The organism is Longitalea luteola, from assembly GCF_017356035.1.
Lineage (GTDB): Bacteria > Bacteroidota > Bacteroidia > Chitinophagales > Chitinophagaceae > Niastella > Niastella luteola.
In genome coordinates, this window is the sequence record NZ_JAFIQX010000004.1 from 455,394 (window position 1) to 475,683 (window position 20,290).

At 46.9% G+C, this 20,290-nt stretch carries 15 protein-coding genes; 3 read left to right on the plus strand and 12 right to left on the minus strand.

Annotation, left to right across the window (positions count from 1 at the left end; genetic code table 11):
* Positions 1 to 4: 4 nt before the first annotated feature.
* Both JUB15_RS13235 and JUB15_RS13240 read right to left on the minus strand, forming a co-directional pair.
* Complete coding sequence (locus JUB15_RS13235) at positions 5 to 1,345, minus strand: RagB/SusD family nutrient uptake outer membrane protein (protein ID WP_207512970.1); 1,341 nt, start codon at positions 1,343 to 1,345, stop codon at positions 5 to 7.
* 18 nt (positions 1,346 to 1,363) lie between these two features.
* A complete protein-coding gene (locus tag JUB15_RS13240; RefSeq protein WP_207512971.1) occupies positions 1,364 to 4,492 on the minus strand; it encodes a SusC/RagA family TonB-linked outer membrane protein in 3,129 nt (1,042 codons plus the stop codon).
* A 769-nt stretch (positions 4,493 to 5,261) separates the two neighbouring features.
* Between JUB15_RS13240 and JUB15_RS13245 the strand changes: the two genes are divergently transcribed.
* Positions 5,262 to 5,570 (plus strand): antibiotic biosynthesis monooxygenase family protein, encoded by a 309-nt coding sequence (locus JUB15_RS13245; protein ID WP_207512972.1) that lies wholly within the window; start codon positions 5,262 to 5,264, stop codon positions 5,568 to 5,570.
* 97 nt (positions 5,571 to 5,667) lie between these two features.
* Here JUB15_RS13245 and JUB15_RS13250 read toward each other — a convergent pair whose 3' ends face one another.
* Positions 5,668 to 6,462: a hypothetical protein gene (locus JUB15_RS13250; RefSeq protein WP_207512973.1), complete on the minus strand. Its 795-nt coding sequence runs from the start codon at positions 6,460 to 6,462 to the stop codon at positions 5,668 to 5,670.
* Positions 6,463 to 6,631: 169 nt separating this feature from the next.
* Positions 6,632 to 7,225 (minus strand): putative glycolipid-binding domain-containing protein, encoded by a 594-nt coding sequence (locus tag JUB15_RS13255; RefSeq protein WP_207512974.1) that lies wholly within the window; start codon positions 7,223 to 7,225, stop codon positions 6,632 to 6,634.
* Between the two features lie 193 nt (positions 7,226 to 7,418).
* Here JUB15_RS13255 and JUB15_RS13260 point away from each other — a divergent pair, with 193 nt between their 5' ends.
* Together JUB15_RS13260 and JUB15_RS13265 are read left to right on the plus strand one after the other, a co-directional pair.
* A complete protein-coding gene (locus tag JUB15_RS13260) occupies positions 7,419 to 7,766 on the plus strand; it encodes a hypothetical protein (protein WP_207512975.1) in 348 nt (115 codons plus the stop codon).
* An 84-nt stretch (positions 7,767 to 7,850) separates the two neighbouring features.
* Positions 7,851 to 11,396 carry a S8 family peptidase gene (locus tag JUB15_RS13265; RefSeq protein WP_207512976.1) on the plus strand — a complete coding sequence of 1,182 codons (3,546 nt, stop codon included), beginning with the start codon at positions 7,851 to 7,853 and terminating at the stop codon, positions 11,394 to 11,396.
* A 238-nt stretch (positions 11,397 to 11,634) separates the two neighbouring features.
* On the opposite strand, the gene JUB15_RS13270 is transcribed toward JUB15_RS13265, so the two are convergent.
* The 8 genes from JUB15_RS13270 to JUB15_RS13305 all read right to left on the minus strand — a co-directional run bounded on the left by JUB15_RS13270 (position 11,635) and on the right by JUB15_RS13305 (position 20,064).
* The gene (locus JUB15_RS13270) at positions 11,635 to 12,576 is read right to left on the minus strand and encodes a hypothetical protein (protein ID WP_207512977.1); all 942 of its coding nucleotides are present in this window, start codon (positions 12,574 to 12,576) and stop codon (positions 11,635 to 11,637) included.
* Between the two features lie 2 nt (positions 12,577 to 12,578).
* A complete protein-coding gene (locus tag JUB15_RS13275) occupies positions 12,579 to 13,106 on the minus strand; it encodes a GNAT family N-acetyltransferase (RefSeq protein ID WP_207512978.1) in 528 nt (175 codons plus the stop codon).
* A gap of 145 nt (positions 13,107 to 13,251) precedes the next feature.
* Positions 13,252 to 13,557, minus strand: coding sequence for an RNA-binding regulator (rbp, locus tag JUB15_RS13280; protein WP_207512979.1), 306 nt, complete (start codon positions 13,555 to 13,557; stop codon positions 13,252 to 13,254).
* A 201-nt stretch (positions 13,558 to 13,758) separates the two neighbouring features.
* A complete protein-coding gene (locus JUB15_RS13285; protein WP_207512980.1) occupies positions 13,759 to 14,841 on the minus strand; it encodes a 3-oxoacyl-ACP synthase III family protein in 1,083 nt (360 codons plus the stop codon).
* A 12-nt stretch (positions 14,842 to 14,853) separates the two neighbouring features.
* Positions 14,854 to 15,105 (minus strand): short-chain dehydrogenase, encoded by a 252-nt coding sequence (locus JUB15_RS13290; protein ID WP_207512981.1) that lies wholly within the window; start codon positions 15,103 to 15,105, stop codon positions 14,854 to 14,856.
* Between the two features lie 23 nt (positions 15,106 to 15,128).
* Positions 15,129 to 16,382: a DEAD/DEAH box helicase gene (locus JUB15_RS13295; RefSeq protein ID WP_207512982.1), complete on the minus strand. Its 1,254-nt coding sequence runs from the start codon at positions 16,380 to 16,382 to the stop codon at positions 15,129 to 15,131.
* A 287-nt stretch (positions 16,383 to 16,669) separates the two neighbouring features.
* A complete protein-coding gene (locus JUB15_RS13300) occupies positions 16,670 to 16,906 on the minus strand; it encodes an RNA recognition motif domain-containing protein (protein ID WP_207512983.1) in 237 nt (78 codons plus the stop codon).
* Between the two features lie 125 nt (positions 16,907 to 17,031).
* Entirely contained in the window at positions 17,032 to 20,064 is a 3,033-nt protein-coding gene (locus JUB15_RS13305) for a hybrid sensor histidine kinase/response regulator (protein ID WP_207512984.1), read from the minus strand.
* Positions 20,065 to 20,290: the final 226 nt, after the last annotated feature.

Below are 20,290 nucleotides of genomic sequence, written 5' to 3' on the forward strand. Positions count from 1 at the left end.
TTTATTAATACCCGAAATTCTGTTCCAGCGATTTATCGATCAACACTTCCGAAGCAGGGAACGGCAGCACCCATTTATTGGTATCTGTAACACCCAATACATCATCAGCCCGTTTTGTGCGCACCAGGTCGAACCAGCGGTGCGGCTCCAACGCGAACTCTATTCTTCTTTCATTTTCTATCGCCAATAGTATTTCCTCCTGTGTTGCAGCTGTGCTCGCTGTTAGACCTGCCCGGCTGCGCACTGCATTCAGATCGCTCAGCGCTTCGGTAAGCTTTTTCTGCTGAGCTCTTGCTTCTGCCCTGATGAGGTATTGTTCTGCGATGCGAAGGATATAAGCAGGATCGGTAGCCGGACTACGGTAATACAGGTTACCATACCAAAGTCCCTGCGATGTTTTAGCCACCATTGCATTGCGGTTGCCTCCTATACTCGCATCATTCACCAGGGCTATGAAGGTATCATTCGGCGCCCATTGCCGCGTACCGTTATTGGCCGGTGGTTGCCATTGATTCCGATGCCCGCTGGTATAGGTAGCACTATAAGACAATTCGAATATAGATTCGGGTGTGGCCACTACATTATTTGCAAAAAAAGCGCTGTAGGGTTTCACCAGCTGGTAATTCGCAGCATCGCCCAGCAACCTGGAAGCATAGGTTTCTGCCAGCGCCCATTCGCTTTGATACAGATGGAACCGTGCCCGCAAGGCCCACACTGTTTTCCTGGTGGCCCGGTAGCGATTGGTTGTTTCGGGTAACAGCTGCTCGGCAGTCGTAAGGTCGCTCAATACCTGGGCATAGGTCTCAGCCGGCGAACTGCGTTCAATGCCGTTCTTATCAGATGCGGAATTAGTGGGCGTTAGTGCCAGCTGAACGCCGCCCCAGGTGCGGGCCAGATCGAAGTAGGCCAGCGCCCTGACGAAATATGCCTCACCGGTAAGCTGGTTCTTCAAATTTTGCGTGAACAGGGGATCTGTTACTTCAGGCACTTTGGCAATGATGTGATTGGCGCGGTTGATGGTGGCATAGATCGCTCCCCAGGCCGACGCTATATACGCATTATCCGCCCGCACATTATGGGTAATAAACTGTTGCACGATTGATTGCGAACCCGTCCATTGCACGTTGTCGCCCGACAAATAACCGATAGCCTGAAAAGTAAGCCCATAATAGCCATCACCAGCCAGCGCCCGGTACAAACCGCGCGTAGCCGTTTCTGCTGATGTCTTATCTACAATGGTCTGGTCATCAGTAACCGAATCAACCGGCTCTACATCCAGGAACTTTTTGCACGACACAAGCGATACAACTGCCAGTACCAGCACTATATATTTAACAATATTCATCTTAATAAATTTTGAAGTTTACAACGTAACATTAATACCGAACTGTATTACACGCGGCTGCGGCGGCGTACCCAGATCGAGCCCCTGCACATTCTGGCTGCCGGTTACATTCGACTCCGGATCCGGGCCTGTATATTTTTTGATCCATAACAGATTGCTGCCAATGAAATACAGGCGAACATGTTGAATATGCGCTTTCGAAACGATGCGCTGCGGAATCGAATACCCGACGGTCAATGCATTCAACTTTATGAATGATCCGTCTTCGAGGAAGCGGCTGTTCTGCTCCAGCGTGTAATTATTTCCGTAAGCTGTTACCCGCGGAACATCAGTAATATCACCCGGTTTTTGCCACCTGCTCAGCTGGCTGGCGAGTATCACGCGATTGCCATCGCGGGTACCGCCGCCTTCCCCAAAAAAGCGGTTCAGGTTAAATATCTTATTGCCATATTGATAAGTAAATGAAATACCCAGGTCAAACTGGCGGTAGCGCAGGTTATTGGTGATGCCGCCGAAGAATGCAGGAATGGCACTACCCAGGATCTGCCGGTCGGCAACGGTGATGGCGCCGTCTTTCGTTACATCTTCGAAAACCGCAGCGCCGGTTTGCGGATCAACATATTGCTGTTTATACAACCAGAAAGAATACAGTGAATGACCTTCCTGCAAACGCACCCAGTCGCGGTTATAATAATTGACAGGTGTAGGCAGCTTTTCAATCTTATTTACGTTGCCGGAAATATTGAAGCTGGTAGTCCAGCTAAAGTCTTTTCGTCGAATGTTATGCGAGAATACACTCACCTCGTACCCTTTGTTGCTGATCTCTCCCATATTGGTTGAATAACTGTTAAAGCCCGAAATGGCCTGAATAGGCAACTGCAACAACGCATCGGTGGTGTATTTGGAATAGAAATTCACCTCTACGGTGAGTGCGCCATTCAGGAAACCGATATCGGCGCCGATATTGGCCTGACGGGTCTTTTCCCATTTCAGATCGGCATTTCCCAGCTGCTGCGGTGCAGTGCCTGGCTGATCAGTACCTCCGGTATTATCAGGATATCCGGCACCGCCCGACCAAAGCCCCAGGGCTGCAAAATTGTTGATGCCATTCTGGTTGCCGGTCAAACCCACGCTGGCCCTGAGTTTCAGATCACTCAGCCAGTTAACCTCTTTCAAAAAGTTTTCTTCCCTGATACGCCAGGCGGCGCCTACGGAAGGGAAATAACCGAACTGATTGTTCTTACCAAAGCGCGAAGAACCATCGGCCCGGATACTAAATTCCAGGAAATATTTCCCGCTGTAATTATAGTCTACCCGCGAAAAGAAAGACACCAGGTTGCCTTTGGTGAATTTCTGCGAAGAAGAACGGGTAGCTGCAGACGCAATTGACGTAAAGGAATTATTGGGAAACCCTGAACCTGACAGGGAATCTGTACGTAAGGAATTGCTTTGAATAGAATTACCTACCAGGATGCCAAGACCATGTCCGCCAAAGAAATTGGTGCGGTATTGAAGCGTATTCTCGTTAATCCAGGTCGTGTTCTGGGTTTGAATGGAAGTAGCCAACCCATTGGTAGGTGACGCGCCTAACTGGGTGAGGTTGTTCCAGTATTCCGATTCATTGTAATGATTATAGTCGAGGCTCCAGCTGGTGCGGAATTTCAGATCGGGGAGAATGTCTGCATCTGCATACAGGTTACCGATATACCGCAGGCTAATGGTATTTACATCGTAATTATTGATCAGCACATCCAGGTTATCAAAACCGGCCCATCGCGCCGGCGTACCATCGGCATTCACTTCGGGTAAATAAGTAGCCGTATGCAGGGCCGACTGTAACAATCCGCCTTGTGGCCCGTCACCTGCCCTCGCCTGGTTGCGGAAGCTGCGGTAAAGACTGTTACTTACACCAACCTGTACTTTCTCGTTCACTTTCTGATCGAGGTTCAGCTTAAAGCTGGCACGATCAAAATCGACTGGCCGGATGATCGCTTCCTGGCTGGTATAACCAGCGCCAAGATAGTATTTCGTTGTTTTGCTGCCGCCCTGTAAAGAAAGATCATATTCCTGCAACCGGGCTGTTCGAAATAATTTATGTAAGCGGTCATAGGTTGCTTGCGCCTCCGGCAATCCGCGCGGCGCAGGTGTGGCTGTGGGATTATCAGTGAGCGCCCGGAACGGCAGGTGCCTGTATTTGGCCATACCGGCTGCATCATTAGCTGCAACAGCGTCCTGGTAAGAGTTGGCATAAAACTCATTTACTATTTCGGCATGTTCGGGCCCTGACGTTAATTTCCATAATTCAGGCGCCTTGCCCCAGCCAGTGGATGCTTTGAAATTTACGCGCGGCGCCGCATTATAATTACCGCGCCTCGTAGTAATGATCACTACGCCATTAGCGCCACGAGCGCCATAAATGGCAGTGGCATTGGCGTCTTTCAACACTTCAATGCTCTCAATATCGGCGGGATTAATATCGGCAATAGGCGATGTTGACCGGCCACCGGTACTTACCGTTTGCAGACTGGTATTATTAACAAAAACACCATCTATCACGTACAGCGGATCATTGCTGGCATTAATGGAGGTAGCGCCACGAACCCTGATAAAAACACCATCGCCCGGCACACCGGTATTTGAATTGATCTGAACGCCGGAAGCTTTGCCCTGCAATTGCGCATCTACACCTGCTACCGGAATTTCTTTTACTTCTGCGGCGTTCACCTTGGTGATGGAGCTGATCAGGTTCTTCCGGGATTGTGTGCCATACCCTACCACTACCACATCGTTCAACTGTGAATTATTTTCATGCAGGGTGATAACAATATTCTCAGCCTGGTTAATAGTGATCTCCCGCGGCTGGTACCCGACATAGGTAACCAGAAACACGGAGGGTATTTTTTGGCCGGTTACAAATTTGAAATTGCCTTTATCGTCGGCCGACACCTCATGCGTAGTGCCCTTGATATGAATGGTAGCGCCCGGTAATGGCGCTTTTGTCTTGTCATCGATGATGCGGCCGAAAAGAATGATGTTATTCGTTTTTGCCCCCTTTAATGAATCTCTTTTTTCAGCATCTTCCTGGGAAAACGTAATAAATGGGCCAAGCAGTGCAAGCGAAAGCCATACACTAAGAGCTTTTGTCATTATATTTGTTTTGGTAATTAACAATAAGGCGGGGCAGACGGGACTCGCAATCACTATCTGCCCTTAACGCCTTGTTTCCGCCGGAATTGCTCGCAACAATTCCGGCTTCTTTTATCAAACGAACAAACCATCAGGGCCTGCCCGGCCAAAACAGGTATTATGTCCTTTCTTTAAAAAGATGGTTAACCTGGTCATACTGCTTTAATAATTTATGTATGGTTACTTATTCAGGTTATCTATGGCCAAACAAGTTAATTATGATAAGGTCGTGCATGTTCAGCTACAACAATAACAACAACTGGAGCCAGTCAATGATAATGCTGGCATGCAAGGCATGAATATGTGGTTGATATACGACATGAGCGCAGCTTTATAACCAGCAGGTATACTGGCTACATAATCAAGCTTTAGTTTTAAATTCTGTACAATATTAAATAGTTTTATTTAGTCCACAAAATAAGTGGACTTATTGTTCGGTAATTTATTTTCTCTGATATAAACAATTAAAAGAGTACAATAACAGCCTGCGAGCGCTGATTACCGGTTGCTACGAGAAATCCGGTTGGCGGAAGAAGCATTTTATCATTGTAAAACGGAGATCTAGTCGTTAAGACCGGGGCCTCGTTCAATATTTTTAATTGCTTATTCCCATATTTAGTTGTATCTTCTCTATGATAATTCCTGCCTACTTATCCTCCTCATTAAATATCCGCACAGTCTTAAACCCGTTTCTTTCATCCCTTTTTTCAATTTAAAATCAGGAGGTTTTATGATTGTCCGATTAACATTCCTACGTTTTCTGCCTCAAAATCTGCAAGAGGCTAAAAGGCTTTACAACGAACAGGTTGTTCCGGTAGTAAGAAAACAAAAAGGAAATCTCGATTGCCGGCTGCTGGAACCTATTGAAAAAACAGACGACTATATTTCCATGACAACCTGGGCAAGCCAGCAGGATGCGGATGCTTACCACACCAGTGGTGTGTACAGGGAGTTGGTTGAAAAAGTAAGAAAAGATTTCGCCCGGGAACCGGTATTGAAAGTATATTCTACAGAAAGCATTTTTGAAACAGCCTTGTAAAACGGTGTCTTCAACGTACAAGGGGCCTGCAAAGGCCCCTTTATATTTTCTTCAGGCACTTGCCTTAATATGACTCTTTAAAATAAATGCCACAATATCACTTTGGCATATAATAAACGGCCTCTGGCTTTATGGTCATAACCGGTTGGCACCAGCATACAGGTGACTGGCTATGATATCCAGACTGCACAGCTTCCGTTTCCAGGCCTTCCTGTCTATAATTTTTATTGGTATTGTCCTGTGCTGTATAATTGAATCCTGCTGACTGCATGTTTCGTCCTTCTGCTATCGGTTGCGTTTTCTGCATACGTTTCTCCCGCAACATTCGCTTGTAGGGTGTCATACGTTGCTCGCGGGTGAGGCCCGGCGCCGGTTCCTTGCGTAGTTTTCTTACCAGGATGAACGTGCCAATATTAAAACAAACAAACAAGATCAAACTGCCCCGCAGATTGATCGGTTCAAAGCCGGCGTATGGCAGATGAATATCTGCAATGATGCCCATGGAATCGATACCGTTCCGGATGTTCACAGGCAAATGATCCTGCACGAGGTAATAGATCCCTCCACCCGCAAGCATACAGACCAGCAAGGCAAATAATCCGGTAAATGCGGCTTTTAACCGCTGGCCAATGGCCCACCGGCCAGGAAAGAATAATAACACTACGGGATAAACCAGCAGGAACAAAGCCGGCGCCAGGATGAGATCGATGTAGATGGGTAATGGTGTGGGAATATCCAGGAAAACAAGACTTGGTTTAATTTGAACAAGCCCCGAGATGGCAGGAAATTGATTGGCGATCCACGACTGGCCAAAGATGATACACAGCAGAAATAAAACGGCCACCAGGGCCACTGCGGGAAACCGCTGGTGCTGAGCAGTATGGCTATCCATAATAAATGATTTTAGAAAGTAGGAATATCATGCTACAGCACAGGCGCACAGTTGTTAACGCTTCTCATCGTTTTAACTATACAGGTGGATGCTTAAAATAGCGTTAAACAAAAGAGTGAGCTCAAATATTATACCCGAACGCTGAGACGGGCGATCAGCTTCCTGGATTTCACAATTGTTTGTCAATTGAAGTACCGTAAGCGGTCTTTATGGCTGCGCTTCGTACAAACAAGGTTGGATAATCCACCACGAAGCCGGATTCATCTACTACAATATCGGCTTCAAAATCATTGGGAATATTTTGGTAGCGATATTCGGTCGCAGACAGGCGGCGATAACGTTGGCGAACAGGCAGGATCCGCCGTTCCATCAGATCACAATAGATCACCTGGATGTCCTCTTCCTGGTGCTGGTGCAACCGCAATCTGCGTATAGGCAGGGTATTGGTAAAGGGTGTTAATGAAATATCAATGTCAATACATCCATTGAATTGTGCCGCCTCTTTACCATCCAATGTCCAGTTGCCTTTTCCATCCCCTTCCAACCGTATCGTTTGGGTTTCGTTGCTATGCCGGCTGGTGATGGCAACAAACCGGGTTTCCCAATGATCATTTGTTTTAATGTGGTAAGTTACCTGGTAGATCTTTCCCTGGTAGCTTCCAACGATGGTAGCAGTAATTTCGGAACCTGTTTCTCCCGTATCGATCAAACAGTTTTCCAGTGAGTGGTATTCACGTCCTGCCCAAAGTATATTTGTTTGCATGATTTGATTAATTACTATCAAAAGATAGCAATTATTTTCGGCATCCGTCTACCATTAAGCTGTAAGTAAATGTTTCATTAATAACCTTCATCATATTCATTAAATTCACTATAACACCCTGTTTTTTTACTGCAAAACAATACCCGTAACTTATGTTTTAAACGATAGCTGATTTTGCATGTTTGCCAGGGCAATGATAACAGTTTTATATCTTGTTTTACTGACACCTGTCCAGGTTACGGCGCAACAAACCATTCCTGATAACAAGATCGACTGGCCGTTCAGGCGCCTGATCGCCGAACAAAAACGCGCTGACTCCATAAACCAGTGCAGCAACCGGGACACCTTAGTAAAAAAGTATGATTGTATTATTCATACCACCCAACCCGGAGCGCTTAAAAAGAAGGGTTTTACCATTCTGGCTGTTTCCCCACGGGCAGTAACGGCCCGGGTTACCCTAACCCAGCTAACCATTGCAGCAGCCATGCCCGAAGTGAAGTTTATCGAAGCCCCGGAATATTTAAAAATGCATCCGCAATAACAACTTACCCAAATCCCCCGAAGCTGCGTATAATAGTTTTCGTTAAATTGCTTGTCTCCATTAACCACAATCAAATACCTGTCTATGAGAAAATCTACCCAAAAGGGTTATCCTCTTGTTGTGCATATTCCTGTCACAACATTATTTCAAAACAAATCAATCCTGCTTTCTTTTCTTTCAGTGCTGTTATACCTGGCTGGCTATGCGCAGGGTCGCTCGCCGGAACAGAAGATCGATCCTGCATTCAAATTTGTGTTGGCCCATCAACCGGGCGCGCGGCAGGTGACGGGCACTTATTCCCCTGCTTTCAAAACCACGCCTACGCAGGTGCGGTCGGCGACGGGGCAGCCTGCTGGTGAGCGTTATGATTGCATCGTATATACGTCCGATGCAAACGCACTCCGCAACAGTGGCATTCTGGTGAATTCAGTGTATCCGCATTTTGTAACGGCCTGGGTTACGCCAGAACAAATAAACCAGCTGGCGCAGCTGCCCGGGGTCAATTACATAGCTGCTCCTGTGATGGATGAATTGCATAACGACATTGCCGTTGCCAGCAGCGGCGCCACCCTCCTTCACCAGGGAAAACTGAACAACACGGTGTACAAAGGCAAAGGAGTGATCGTTGCCATTTTTGATTCGGGTATCGACTGGAAACATCCCGACTTTCGCGACCCTGACGACACCACCAAAAGCCGCATCCTGCGCATCTGGGATCAAACGCTCACTCCCATTGCCGGAGAAGTGTCACCCGCAGGCATGGGTTACGGCGTTGAATATACCCGGGAACAGATCAATGATGAATTGGATGGAACGCCTACGAACTATGTTCGGGAACAGGACATTAACGGACATGGCACCCACGTGGCCGGCACAGCTGCCGGTAATGGCGCCGCCCTGCCCCTTACCCGAAAATACACCGGTATGGCGCCGGAAGCCGACATCGTTGTTATTAAAGGCGGCAACGGTTCTTTTCCCAACACCAATGTCATCAATGGCATAGCCTGGTTAAAGAACCTGGCCACTTCGCTTGGCAAACCCGTTGTATTGAATATGAGTATCGGAAGCCAGTTCGGCCCCCACGATGGCACCCGCGAATATGAACTTGTAGTAGATGATTTCACGGCTTCCGCACCTGGCCGGGCAGTGGTTATTTCAGCCGGTAACGACAATGGCAGTAATATCCATAACCAGCTTACGCTGGAAGGCGGCGGCAGCGGAACGGTTTCATTCAATGTGCCGGCTGTCACCGCCCCGGATCTCTTTCAGTACCGCGTATATGTAAACGATAGCAGCAATATTTCGGCTACATTGTCTGCACCCGGCTCCGGCGGTTCAGTTACAGCCAATGCAGGTCAGTCTGTGGTTGGCCAGGTTATAGGCAATGGCTTCAATGTATATGTAAGCAATCAGATAGAATTAGGCAATGGTGACCGCTATGTAGACGTCTATGTTCAAAGGAATGGTACCAATAACATCAATCCGGTTGGTACCTGGACCCTTTCGCTCTCGAATAATACCAGCAATACGTTGTCATTGCACGGCTGGATGTATTACAGGAACCCCGCCTTCTTTGCATTGACGCTGGTGAACGGCAACAGCGACTTCCTCGTGAGTTCACCGGGCAATGCCACTTCGGCCATCACTGCGGCAGCCTATGTAGGCCGGCCTTCCTGGTATTCCTATGCCGCCAATGGCGCCTATTACGGCACTACTGCCCAAATGGATGCCATTGCCACTTTCAGCTCTCACGGCCCACGGCGTGATGGCGTATTGAAACCCGAGATCGCTGCTATTGGTCAACACGTGATCTCGGCATTCTCCACCAGTAGTTCAGCGGCGGTAACAGATATTATCTATCCCGGACTGTACCGGAAGAACCAGGGAACCAGTATGTCGGCACCGGTGGTTACCGGTGCGGTAGCATTGCTGTTACAGGCCAATCCAACAGCAAACGTTTCCCAGCTTAGAAACCTTCTTTTTTCCAATACCACCAAAGATTCTTTAACTGAAGCAGCAGGCCCCACTCCTAATACGACCTGGGGACATGGCCGTCTGGATATTTACCGGGCCGTTGGCGCAGCCTTCAATTGTTCACCGGTGAACCGCAAGACCTATCAATACGATGCCCCCAACCTGGCTTCTGAAGATGGCGGGGTAACGCTCGGCAGCCAGCGGGTAGCCGTACGCTTTACGCCCGATATAAGCGGCCGCCTTGGTGGCGCGTATTATCATACCTCTATTACCAAAACGGCCCTGGTGTTGGAAGTACGGGCTGATAGCGCCGGCGTCCCGGGTGCGTTACTGGCCACATTGCCACTGCCCGATACCACTGTAAGCGCTTATTCATGGAATTATGTCGATCTCAGCGGCTTGAACATCTCCGTTACGAACGGCGCCGATTATTATGTAGTGGTCTATCGCGATTCGGCCAGCGCAGCCAACTGGAGCCTGCGCCGGGAAAGCACCAGTCTTGATAACCGGACACTCATTTCCGCGAATGGGATCACCTGGGTAAATCCGGGATTTGATTACAAGATCCGCTCGGTGGTATACAGCCATCCGCTGATGACAGGCAACCTGGTTACCAGGAATACAAAAGCGATCAGGGACATTGCTGCCAGCCATCTGTTCGTCGACAGCAGCTGCCGCCTCATAGCCCAGGTATCACCGGCCGGCGCCACGCCGGTAAGTGGTACGGTTACCGCCAACGTATGGATAGAATCCAGGGTTCCCCATGATTGCGGAATACCTTTTGTGGCCAGGCATTACCAGTTACTGCCTGCCACGAATGCAACATCGGCTACAGCCCAGGTAACCCTGTTCTTTACCCAGGCTGAATTCACCGCCTTCAATGCCGATTACCTGAGCTTTCTGAACCTGCCGGCCAACCCAAGAGATGCGGCTGGTATAGCCAATGTACGTATCGCCTGGTACGAAGGCAGCAGCAGCAATGGTACCGGCCTGCCCTGTAGTTACAGCGGCGATGCTACGCTTATAGATCCGGCAGACAGCAACATTGTATGGAATGCAGCAGCCAACCGCTGGGAGATCACCTTTGAGGCCAGCGGTTTTGGCGGTTTTATCGTACAAACCAACCGGAAGGGCACACCATTGATGGTTGAAAACTTCAACGGTCATTCATTGGGCAGATCCAATGTTTTGAGCTGGTTCTTCAGATGTTTACGCAAATGGGCCATATTCGATGTTGAACAAAGCCATAATGGAATTAGTTTCAGCAGCATTGGCAAACCAAAAGGCTGGGATGCCTGCAGCTTTAATTTCGATTTTAAACACGAAATGCCTGATAATGGTAAGAACTACTATCGCATAAAGGTAACCGATAAGGATTCGGTATACTATTCAAACACTATTCTCCTGGAGACCGGAAAAGTACAAACTGCCCTGTATCCGAATGTTATAAAGCAAGGTGAAAGCATACAGGTAGTATGCAGCGAAAACGACGGGATATTGCGGGTGAATGATGCTACCGGTAGACTTGTGTTCAGCCGCATCCTGACAACGGGCAATCAACGTATAACGTTGCCGGTTAATTTGAGCGGTATGTTCTATTACAACATACAGAACGGAAAACGCAGGTTAACCAGTGGTAAGCTCATCATTCAGTAAGAGAAGTGGGAATAATGACAAAAGGGTCTCCGCGAGTTGCGGAGACCCTTTTGTCATTGATTAATTATTGAAAAAATACCTGTTTCCATTTCGATGGCCGTGGTGTTACTGTCAATGACCAGGCCTTCCATGCTACATTTCGTCTTTGTCTTTTGAGCAGGCGCCAATACAGCAGGCGATTCCCAGCATTCATATAAATCACTTTGGCAGCCAGAATTTAAAAAACGCCTGCCCGGAGCTACAGCAATCCTTCTTCCAGTTTATTAAGCAATTCAAGGCCAAACCCTGAAATGAAGAACCGTTCTTTTTTATTGTTGAGCAGTTGTTGGGTCCAGTCAACCAGTCCGCCATCAGCGATCTCAAATTGCCGTCCCTGCACACTAATGTCTGCTTTGAACTGAAGCCCTTTATAATAATTATTTGAACCGGGCGTTTCGTCGCGGGTAATTGCTACGCCCGGCAACCGGTCATTAAGATATTCCATAACAGCTGGTAAGAAAACTTCGGGGTAACCCGCTCTTTGCTGCAACCGGAATTTTACCGTGCCCGTATTAAAAACCGTGGTAAGTACATCCTGCAATGCCGTGAAATGGTCGGCTAACGCCTTCTTTTCAAATGTGTAGCTACCGGTATCTGAACCGGATGAAACCATACAGCCGATCGTAAAATGGGGCGAGAAGCCTTTTATTGCGAATGGCTGCGAACGCACATGCCGTTGCACGGTGCTGTATTTTATATGCGCCTCTCCGACCGCATTTTTTTGTTTCTTCTTCTGGCTGCTGATGTGTAACGCCAGGGCATTCGTAGCATCTGACAGCACTTCGCAGCTGCGTAAAGCCGAAACCACTTTGTCCTGGTCAACGGTGGCTACTACCGAACAGGTACCCAGCTGACTGAGCGGCGATACCTGCAAAGGTTTAAAATCATGGCGCTTCAGGCATTGCAGCGTTTGCAAAGACCTTTCAAGCAGGTGCAGGTAATCCGTTTCAGCCGGTTGAACAAAGCGGTTGTTATCATATTGTTTCAACAGTTCAGGTGCAGTGAGCTGCTGCGCCCTGCGCGCAAACACTTCCAGCAACAGGGAATTGAGATCGGCGCCTGATAATTGCTCAGAAAGTATACTGATCAAATCGCTGTTCCCTGTGCGTTGGGCTATTATTTTTCCAATTTTTCCTGCCATGCTTATTTTAATTTGGCCATCAGGTAATCGTCGAGTAATACATTGTTCTTGATAGACCCTTTTCTGCGTATTCCTTCTATTACAAATCCATTTTTCAATAAGGCTTTTTGGGAAGCATGGTTGTTCTCGAACACATGTGCGAATATCCTGACGATGTTCAGTTGATCGAATCCATACCGGCATGCCAGGCCGATCGCTTCTGTGGTTATTCCCCGGCCCCGGAAACGGCTTCCCAGCCAGTAACCTATTTCGGCAGAATGCCGGTAAATATCTTCCTGCTGTACAAGGCTGATAACACCGGCCAGTGTGCCAGATTCAAAGATACCCCAACAATATAAATGGGCATCTTCTTTGGCGAATTGAATAAATCCTTTTGCATGGGCGAGTGTATACGGAGAGGGAAAACTGTCTCGTACGAAGCTGCTGATCGATGGATCGTTGGCAATAACCGCCAGCGCTTCGGCATCTGAAGCCAGTAGGGGCCGCAGACTGATCCCAATTGATCCAATTATTTCGATGGTTTGTGCCATTTGCAAGTTTAGCCAAAACCACTCATAGTTTCGATATTAACTGTACAAAATGACACCGAGGTGAAAGCAAAAAAACCCTGACGGTATCGTCAGGGTTACTTCAATGAGCTATTTCGATTGAATTATTTCAACAACGAGCTATTGATTACCATCTTGATTTGAAACCACCGCCACCGCGGTTGCCGCCGCCAAACGAATTGCCGCGGTCAGTTTTCGGTCTTGCCACCGAAACAGAAATATTCCTGCCTTCAACTTCTTTTCCTTCAAGCCCCTGTATGGCTTTTTTCCCTTCATCTTCTGCAGACATTTCTACAAATCCAAACCCACGGGATCTGCCTGTTTCTCTGTCTGTGATTACTTTGGCTGAGGTAACGTTACCATAAGCCGAAAATAAATTTCTCAGGTCCTCGTCACTAACGTGAAAACCTAAATTAGAAACGTACAAATTCATTACTCTAAAATTAAAATGTGATAAATGAACTGAGCAGCACTCACAAAAAGTAGAAAAAGCGAAAGCTTACAGGAGAAAAAAAAGCAAAATATCGTTTAAAGTACTTTATGCTGTAAAACTCAATTGTCGTTAATAAAGATAGCCCATTAAATGCATACTGCCAACTAATTCTTTAAAGGGCTGGTTAATGTAATTGTTAATTTAATTACCATGCATTCGGTAACAAACGGCATTGATATTCATACCTGCACCAACAGATGCAAATAATATAACATCTCCGGGTTCAAGCTGCTGGTCCTTTACCATTCCCTTACACACCAGGTCATACAATGTTGGAATGGTGGCTACAGAACTGTTTCCCAGCCAGTGAATACTCATTGGCATGATGTGTTCCGGCGCCTTTTGAATACCGTACAGGTTATAAAAAGCCGTTACAATGGCTTCATCCATTTTTTCATTCGCCTGATGGATAAATATTTTTTTCAGGTCGGTTATAGGTATGCCACTTTTATCTAAACATCCCTTCATTGCTTCCGGAACATGGCGTACCGCATACTCATATACTTTCCGGCCTTTCATTTTAATGTACCGTGTATCTTCATTCGCCCCCGACTGGTATGATTCACCAAAATTTATATATGAAACTTCGTTGAGGCAATCTGACCTGGTGCTGGTACCCAATATGCCTGCGGGCTGATCACCGGTTTCCCTGTATTCGAGTATGCAGGCCCCTGCACCATCGGAAAAGATCATACTGTCCCGGTCATATTCATCCAATACCCTCGACAATGTTTCTGCCCCGATCACCAGGCAGGTTTTGGCGCTGCCCGCTCTGAAATACACATCGGCCTGTATCATGCCCTGTACCCATCCGGGACAACCGAACAGAATATCATACGGCACACAGGCCGGGTTACGGATGCCCAACAAATGTTTAACCCGTGAGGCAATCGAAGGAACCGCATCCGATTGAATGGTCCCTTTCACTACATCGCCATAATTATGGGCAACGATGATCTGGTCAATAGTTTCCGCATCAATGCCACTGTCTTCAATGGCCAGCTTACCGGCGATGGCAGCTATGTCCGACGTGTTCAGGTTATCAGGCGCATAACGGCGTTCCCCTATACCGGTAATTAACTCGAACTTTTTGATGACCTCATCTGCCGGCACAGCAAGTGGTTGGTTGTTTATACCGTGAAAATTTCTTGTAATGAAGTCGGCATTGGCTTTAATGACCGGTGGAATATAACTTCCCGATCCGGTAATAATTGAACGTAACATAAAATAAGGGTGTTAGGGAGCAGAAAGTTTGGTGATCTCGGATCCGCTGAACATTCTTGCCAGATTCATATCCCTCGACTTGCGATAACTTTCAATATTCAATTCACCTACTATCCGCCAGAAATTCTTTGCTTTTAATTCACTATAGTCAGGTGTTGAAATAAATATTCCAACGATTGGCTTTCTTCCTCTAAAACTAACCTTCACAGGCGTTTTATCAAGGTAATTCTGTTGCACGAATTTTTCGATCTGAACGTTTGTCATAATAAACATTTACAATTTAAGACTTATTGAACAGCTTTGTTATAGCTGGGTCTTCTTTTATTAGCTCTGGAAAAACGATTGGCCTGTGTTCCGCCTACATAATTTTTTCTGGATGGCTGCCGGCTGGCATTTTGGAAGGCGGCATCCCTGAATGGATGTTCTTCTTCAACCGGTATAGCCCTGGAAATGAGCTTTTGTATGTCGCGTAAATACAATTTTTCTTCCCTGTCGCAAAACGACAGCGCAATACCCGATGCCCCTGCCCGTCCTGTTCTTCCGATCCGGTGAACATAGGTTTCGGGAACATTTGGCAGCTCATAGTTAATAACATGCGACAATTCATCAATATCTATGCCCCGGGCTGCAATGTCGGTTGCCACCAGCACTTTGATCTGCTTCGATCTGAACTGATGCAACGCTTTTTGCCGTGCCTGCTGCGATTTGTTGCCATGTATGGCTTCAGCCCGCACGCCAGACCGGTTCAATTCCTTCGCTACCCGGTCAGCGCCATGTTTGGTACGGGTAAATACCAAAGCCATCGGGATCGCTGTTTTCGTCATCATGTGTAACAATAAGGCAGGCTTGTCTTTTTTGTCTACAAAACAAACACGCTGCTCTATGGTTTCCGCAGTGGTTGCCACCGGCGTTACTTCCACCATAACCGGATCTATCAATAAGGAATTGGCCAGCTTACGGATGGCAGGCGCCATAGTAGCGGAAAAGAAAAGCGTTTGCTTTTGTTTAGGCGTTCTGGCGATGATCTTTTTTACATCGTGCACAAAACCCATATCCAGCATACGGTCTGCCTCATCGAGCACCAAAAGATTTATGTTGCTGATGTTCACAATTTTTTGTTCGATCAGATCAAGTAAACGGCCGGGAGTTGCCACTAAAATATCAACTCCCTTTTTTAAGGCGTTCACCTGCGACCACTGTGATACACCGCCAAAGATCACCACCTGGTTCAACCCCGTATTTTTGCCATAGGCTTCAAAACTTTCCTGTATTTGAATAGCCAGCTCACGGGTAGGTGTTAATACCAATGCTTTTATTGATGCTGTGTGTTTTACTGTTTGCTTTTGTTGATACAACAATTGAAGAACCGGTATGGCGAAAGCTGCGGTTTTACCGGTACCTGTTTGGGCACACCCAAACAGATCTCTTTGTTGCAGAATAACGGGGATGGATTGCTCCTGTACCGGAGTAGGTTGTGTGTAACCCTGATTTGTAAGCGCTTTTAAAATGGGCGCAATTACTTTTAACTTTTCGAATGACAATGTTTGAAATTTAAATAAATAATAATGATGGTAAGTTGCCTATGATGACACGTACCAGGCTTAGAATCTTACCTTCACAAATGTTGAACGGGGAAATCAAGATAGGTGCAGGAACGAAATAAGTTGAACGAAGATACACCTTTAAACGGTAAAATCGGGAAAAACATTGATCTTACAATGTTAACTTGTTCATAAAGTGCAAGTTAATAAAATAGAAGCCTTAACTTACAGCCTGTGTTCTCACTAATTACAGCTTAATTCGCACCTTTTTACTACCGTTGCGGTGGCTATCTCAATTCGCTTACAGAGATCTTTTTCCCATCCATTATCGTTTGATCCAGGGCTGCAATTGCCTGCCTGGCATCTTTTTCAACAGGCATATCGATAATACCGTTCCCTTTCGAACGGCCATTCAATTTGTCGCGTACGACTTCTGCTGAATCGACAATACCGTACGGAGAGAACAATCTTCGCAGATCAGCATCACTGATATTACGGCTTAAATTGTACACCTGTATATTCATGAAATGTGTTTTAAAAGGTTACTATCAAGATAAGTCTTTTTTAAGTAGCATGAAGAATAAATCTGAACGGCTTTCAGACGTATTATTACCCAGTACTTTAAACGTTACCTGTTGCATCCTGGCATTCAATGAAGCCATTGTTCAGGCAGATAGATATGAATGGTGGCGCCGGCATTTTCCTTTCCTTCTGCTGTAATAATGCCGTTGTGATTCTCTACCACTTTTTTCGCAATGGCCAGGCCAATGCCCGTACCTTCATATTCTTTTCTGCCATGTAAACGCTGGAACAGCCCGAAGATCTGTTCATTGAATTGCGGATCGAAGCCCGTGCCCCTGTCGGCAAAAGCAATATGCCAGTACCTCTTTTCTTTATCGGCCGTAGGATAGTTGATCTGACTGCCATCAACAAGGCTGCTCGTGATAGATATATGCGGCCGTTCCCCCGGCTTTGCAAATTTGATCGAATTGGCAAGAAGGTTAGTGAACAATTGTTTGAACTGAAACGGTATGATTTCTAACTCGGGCAGCGGCTCGCATTCTATGATGGTATCAGTGGCCATGATCCTTTCATAAAGCTCCTGCTTCACATCCATTATCAGATCGTTGAGACTGGTCTTTTGAAATTGCTTCTGGGATGTATTCGTGCGCGAATAGGTCAGCAGATCATTGATCAACAGCTGCATCCGGTTGGCGGCATTGTCCATCCGCAGAAAAAAGTTCTTGCCCTCTTCGCTCAAAGAATTTATTTCTTTTTCGAGAATGCGCTTGCTGAACATCTGGATCTTACGCAATGGTTCCTGCAGGTCGTGGCTGCTCACATAGGCAAATGAAGTAAGTTCTTCATTTATTTTGATAAGCTCCCGGTTCATATCTTCCAGCTTTCTGGCATACTTCCTTTGTTCCGCAACATCAACCAGGGCTTCTCTTCTTATTTCCTGGGTCTTTATCTGCGAGGCAATGCGCGAAATAAGTTCTTTGGAAGAGAAGGGTTTGGTGAGGTAATCGTCGGCGCCTGTTTCCCAGCCGGTGATCTTCGATTCTTCGCCTGCGCGCGCAGTAAGTAAGATGACCGGAATATGCGCCGTAGCTCTATTAGCCTTCAATGCTTTAACCAGTTCAATGCCATCCATCACCGGCATCATAACATCGCTTACGATCAATGTTGGTTTCTGTTCCCGGATCTTTTGCAGGGCATCCTGCCCGTTGGTAGCGGTAATTACCTGAAAGCGGTGTAACAGGATCGAATGCAGGTGTTCGCGCATGTCGGCATTATCATCCACCACCAGAACAACCGCCTCATTGGTCGGTGAAGCAGTAATGGCCGGGGCTTCATTTTCCTTTACCAGTAAGGTGCCGGCTTCTTCCACATACATGCCTGATGTTACCCGTTCTTCTTCCAGCTGCATGTTTATTTGCGGTTCAGGCAAATGCTCTTTACCCGTTGGTATTTTTACCGTAAACGTGCTTCCCTTGCCGGGCTGGCTTTCAACGCTGATATCACCTTTATGGAACAGCACCAGTTCCTTTACGAGCGATAAGCCAATGCCGGTGCCTTCGAAAGTTCTGCCCTGCACATGCTGCACCCGGTGAAACCGTTCAAACATGTGCGGAAGCTCTGCTTCCGGAATACCAACACCTGTGTCTTTAACCCTCAATACGGCAAATTTATCTTCTGCAGTGAGCTCCACCGTTATACTTCCTGCCAATGTATATTTGAACGCATTCGACAACAAATTAAACACGATCTTCTCCCACATCCGCCGGTCGAGATACACAGGCTGCACTACCCTGTCGGTCTTGATAAAAAGTTGCAGTCCGGCTTTTTCTATTACCGACCTGAAATTAGCTGCCAGGTTCCTGGTATAGGAGGCAATATCGGTAAGCACGTAACTGGCCTGTTGCCTGCCCGATTCAATGCGGCTGAAATCGAGCAGTGTATTTACCAGCTTCAGTAAACGCAGCGCATTCCGGTGCGCCGTTTCAATATTTTGCTGTTCTGCAGCAGACAGGCTGCTTTTTGGCTGATGAAGCAGTTCTTCGAGCGGGGTCAGGATGAGGGTGAGCGGCGTTCTGAACTCATGGCTGATATTACTGAAAAAAACGGTTTTGGCCTTGTCTATCTCCTCCAGCGCTTCGGCCCGCTTCCGCTCTTCTTCCAGGGCCTGCATTTTATTGATCTCGAGCGAAACCCGTGCGCCGATCATCTCGCACAACTGCTGGAAATTCTTATCGAACTGACGACAGGGATTAAGCGCTGCAAAAATAATGGCGTAGGGATGTTTGCTGCCTGCTGCACTGATGGGTATGTATACAACTTGAGAGGGCGGTATTTTCCAAAATCCTTTGGGAAGATCGTCCCGCATGCCATTGATACCGGCAACAACCACTTTATTGGTTTCATACGCCCTACAAAAATCGCTGGTAAGGGCCGACGGCGTTGCAGGATTGATAAATTGCGGTAAAATATGTTCGTACCGTTCTATGCCTGTAGCTGCAGCAGCCTCAGCCGAACAACCGCCCTTGTCTGATTTATACACTATCGCAAAAGGGAAATCCTTGTTGTTCCTGCCCAATACCTCGGCCACATTCCGGTAAATGACATCCAGTGATTTTTCATCAAATGCCACAGCGCCCAGGTCACGCAATAATTGCAGGGCCCGCTCATTGATAATTCGTTCGGTACTTTCTGTACATACGCAGAAGATACCTTTCACCGTTCCATCATCGCCGGGCGCCGGACTATAGCTAAACGACACGTACACTTCCTCCCGGAATCCCTTACGTTCCATAATGAAAAAGAACGAATCGTCATAAGTGCCTTCATTTCGTTTTACACTTTCGATACGGGATACCAGCACGTCCCATATTTCGGGCCATACATCCTCCGCTTTAGCACCTAAACCGGCCGGATGCTTTTTGCCCATGATCTGGGCATAACTGTCGTTATAAATATTTATAAGGGAAGGGCCCCACCATACAAACATGGGCTGGGCCGAAGTAAGAATAATTCGTACGCAGGTTTTCAGACTTTGTTCCCAGGTTTCCGGATCGCCTAAGGGGGTACTCGCCCAGTCAAAATTGCGAACACGCTCACCCATTTCGCCACCGCCCGACAAAAAATCCAACTGATTCGTTAATGATGACACATGCTTATCCATAATAGTACATGCTATTACAAGAAAAAGTTTTTTAATATGTATGTCCGGCTCACCTCATTTTGAGCAACAACTTGCCCACACCAGGCCCTCACCTAATGCCAATTAGCGGCTTTGTGTTAACAGCTTTTGGCCACACAATAACCGCTTTCCCACACTGTTTGCAGATGAATCAGTTTTGACCTTCTTTGCTGGAAGAACGGATCCTTTTATTCATACAGTTGATATT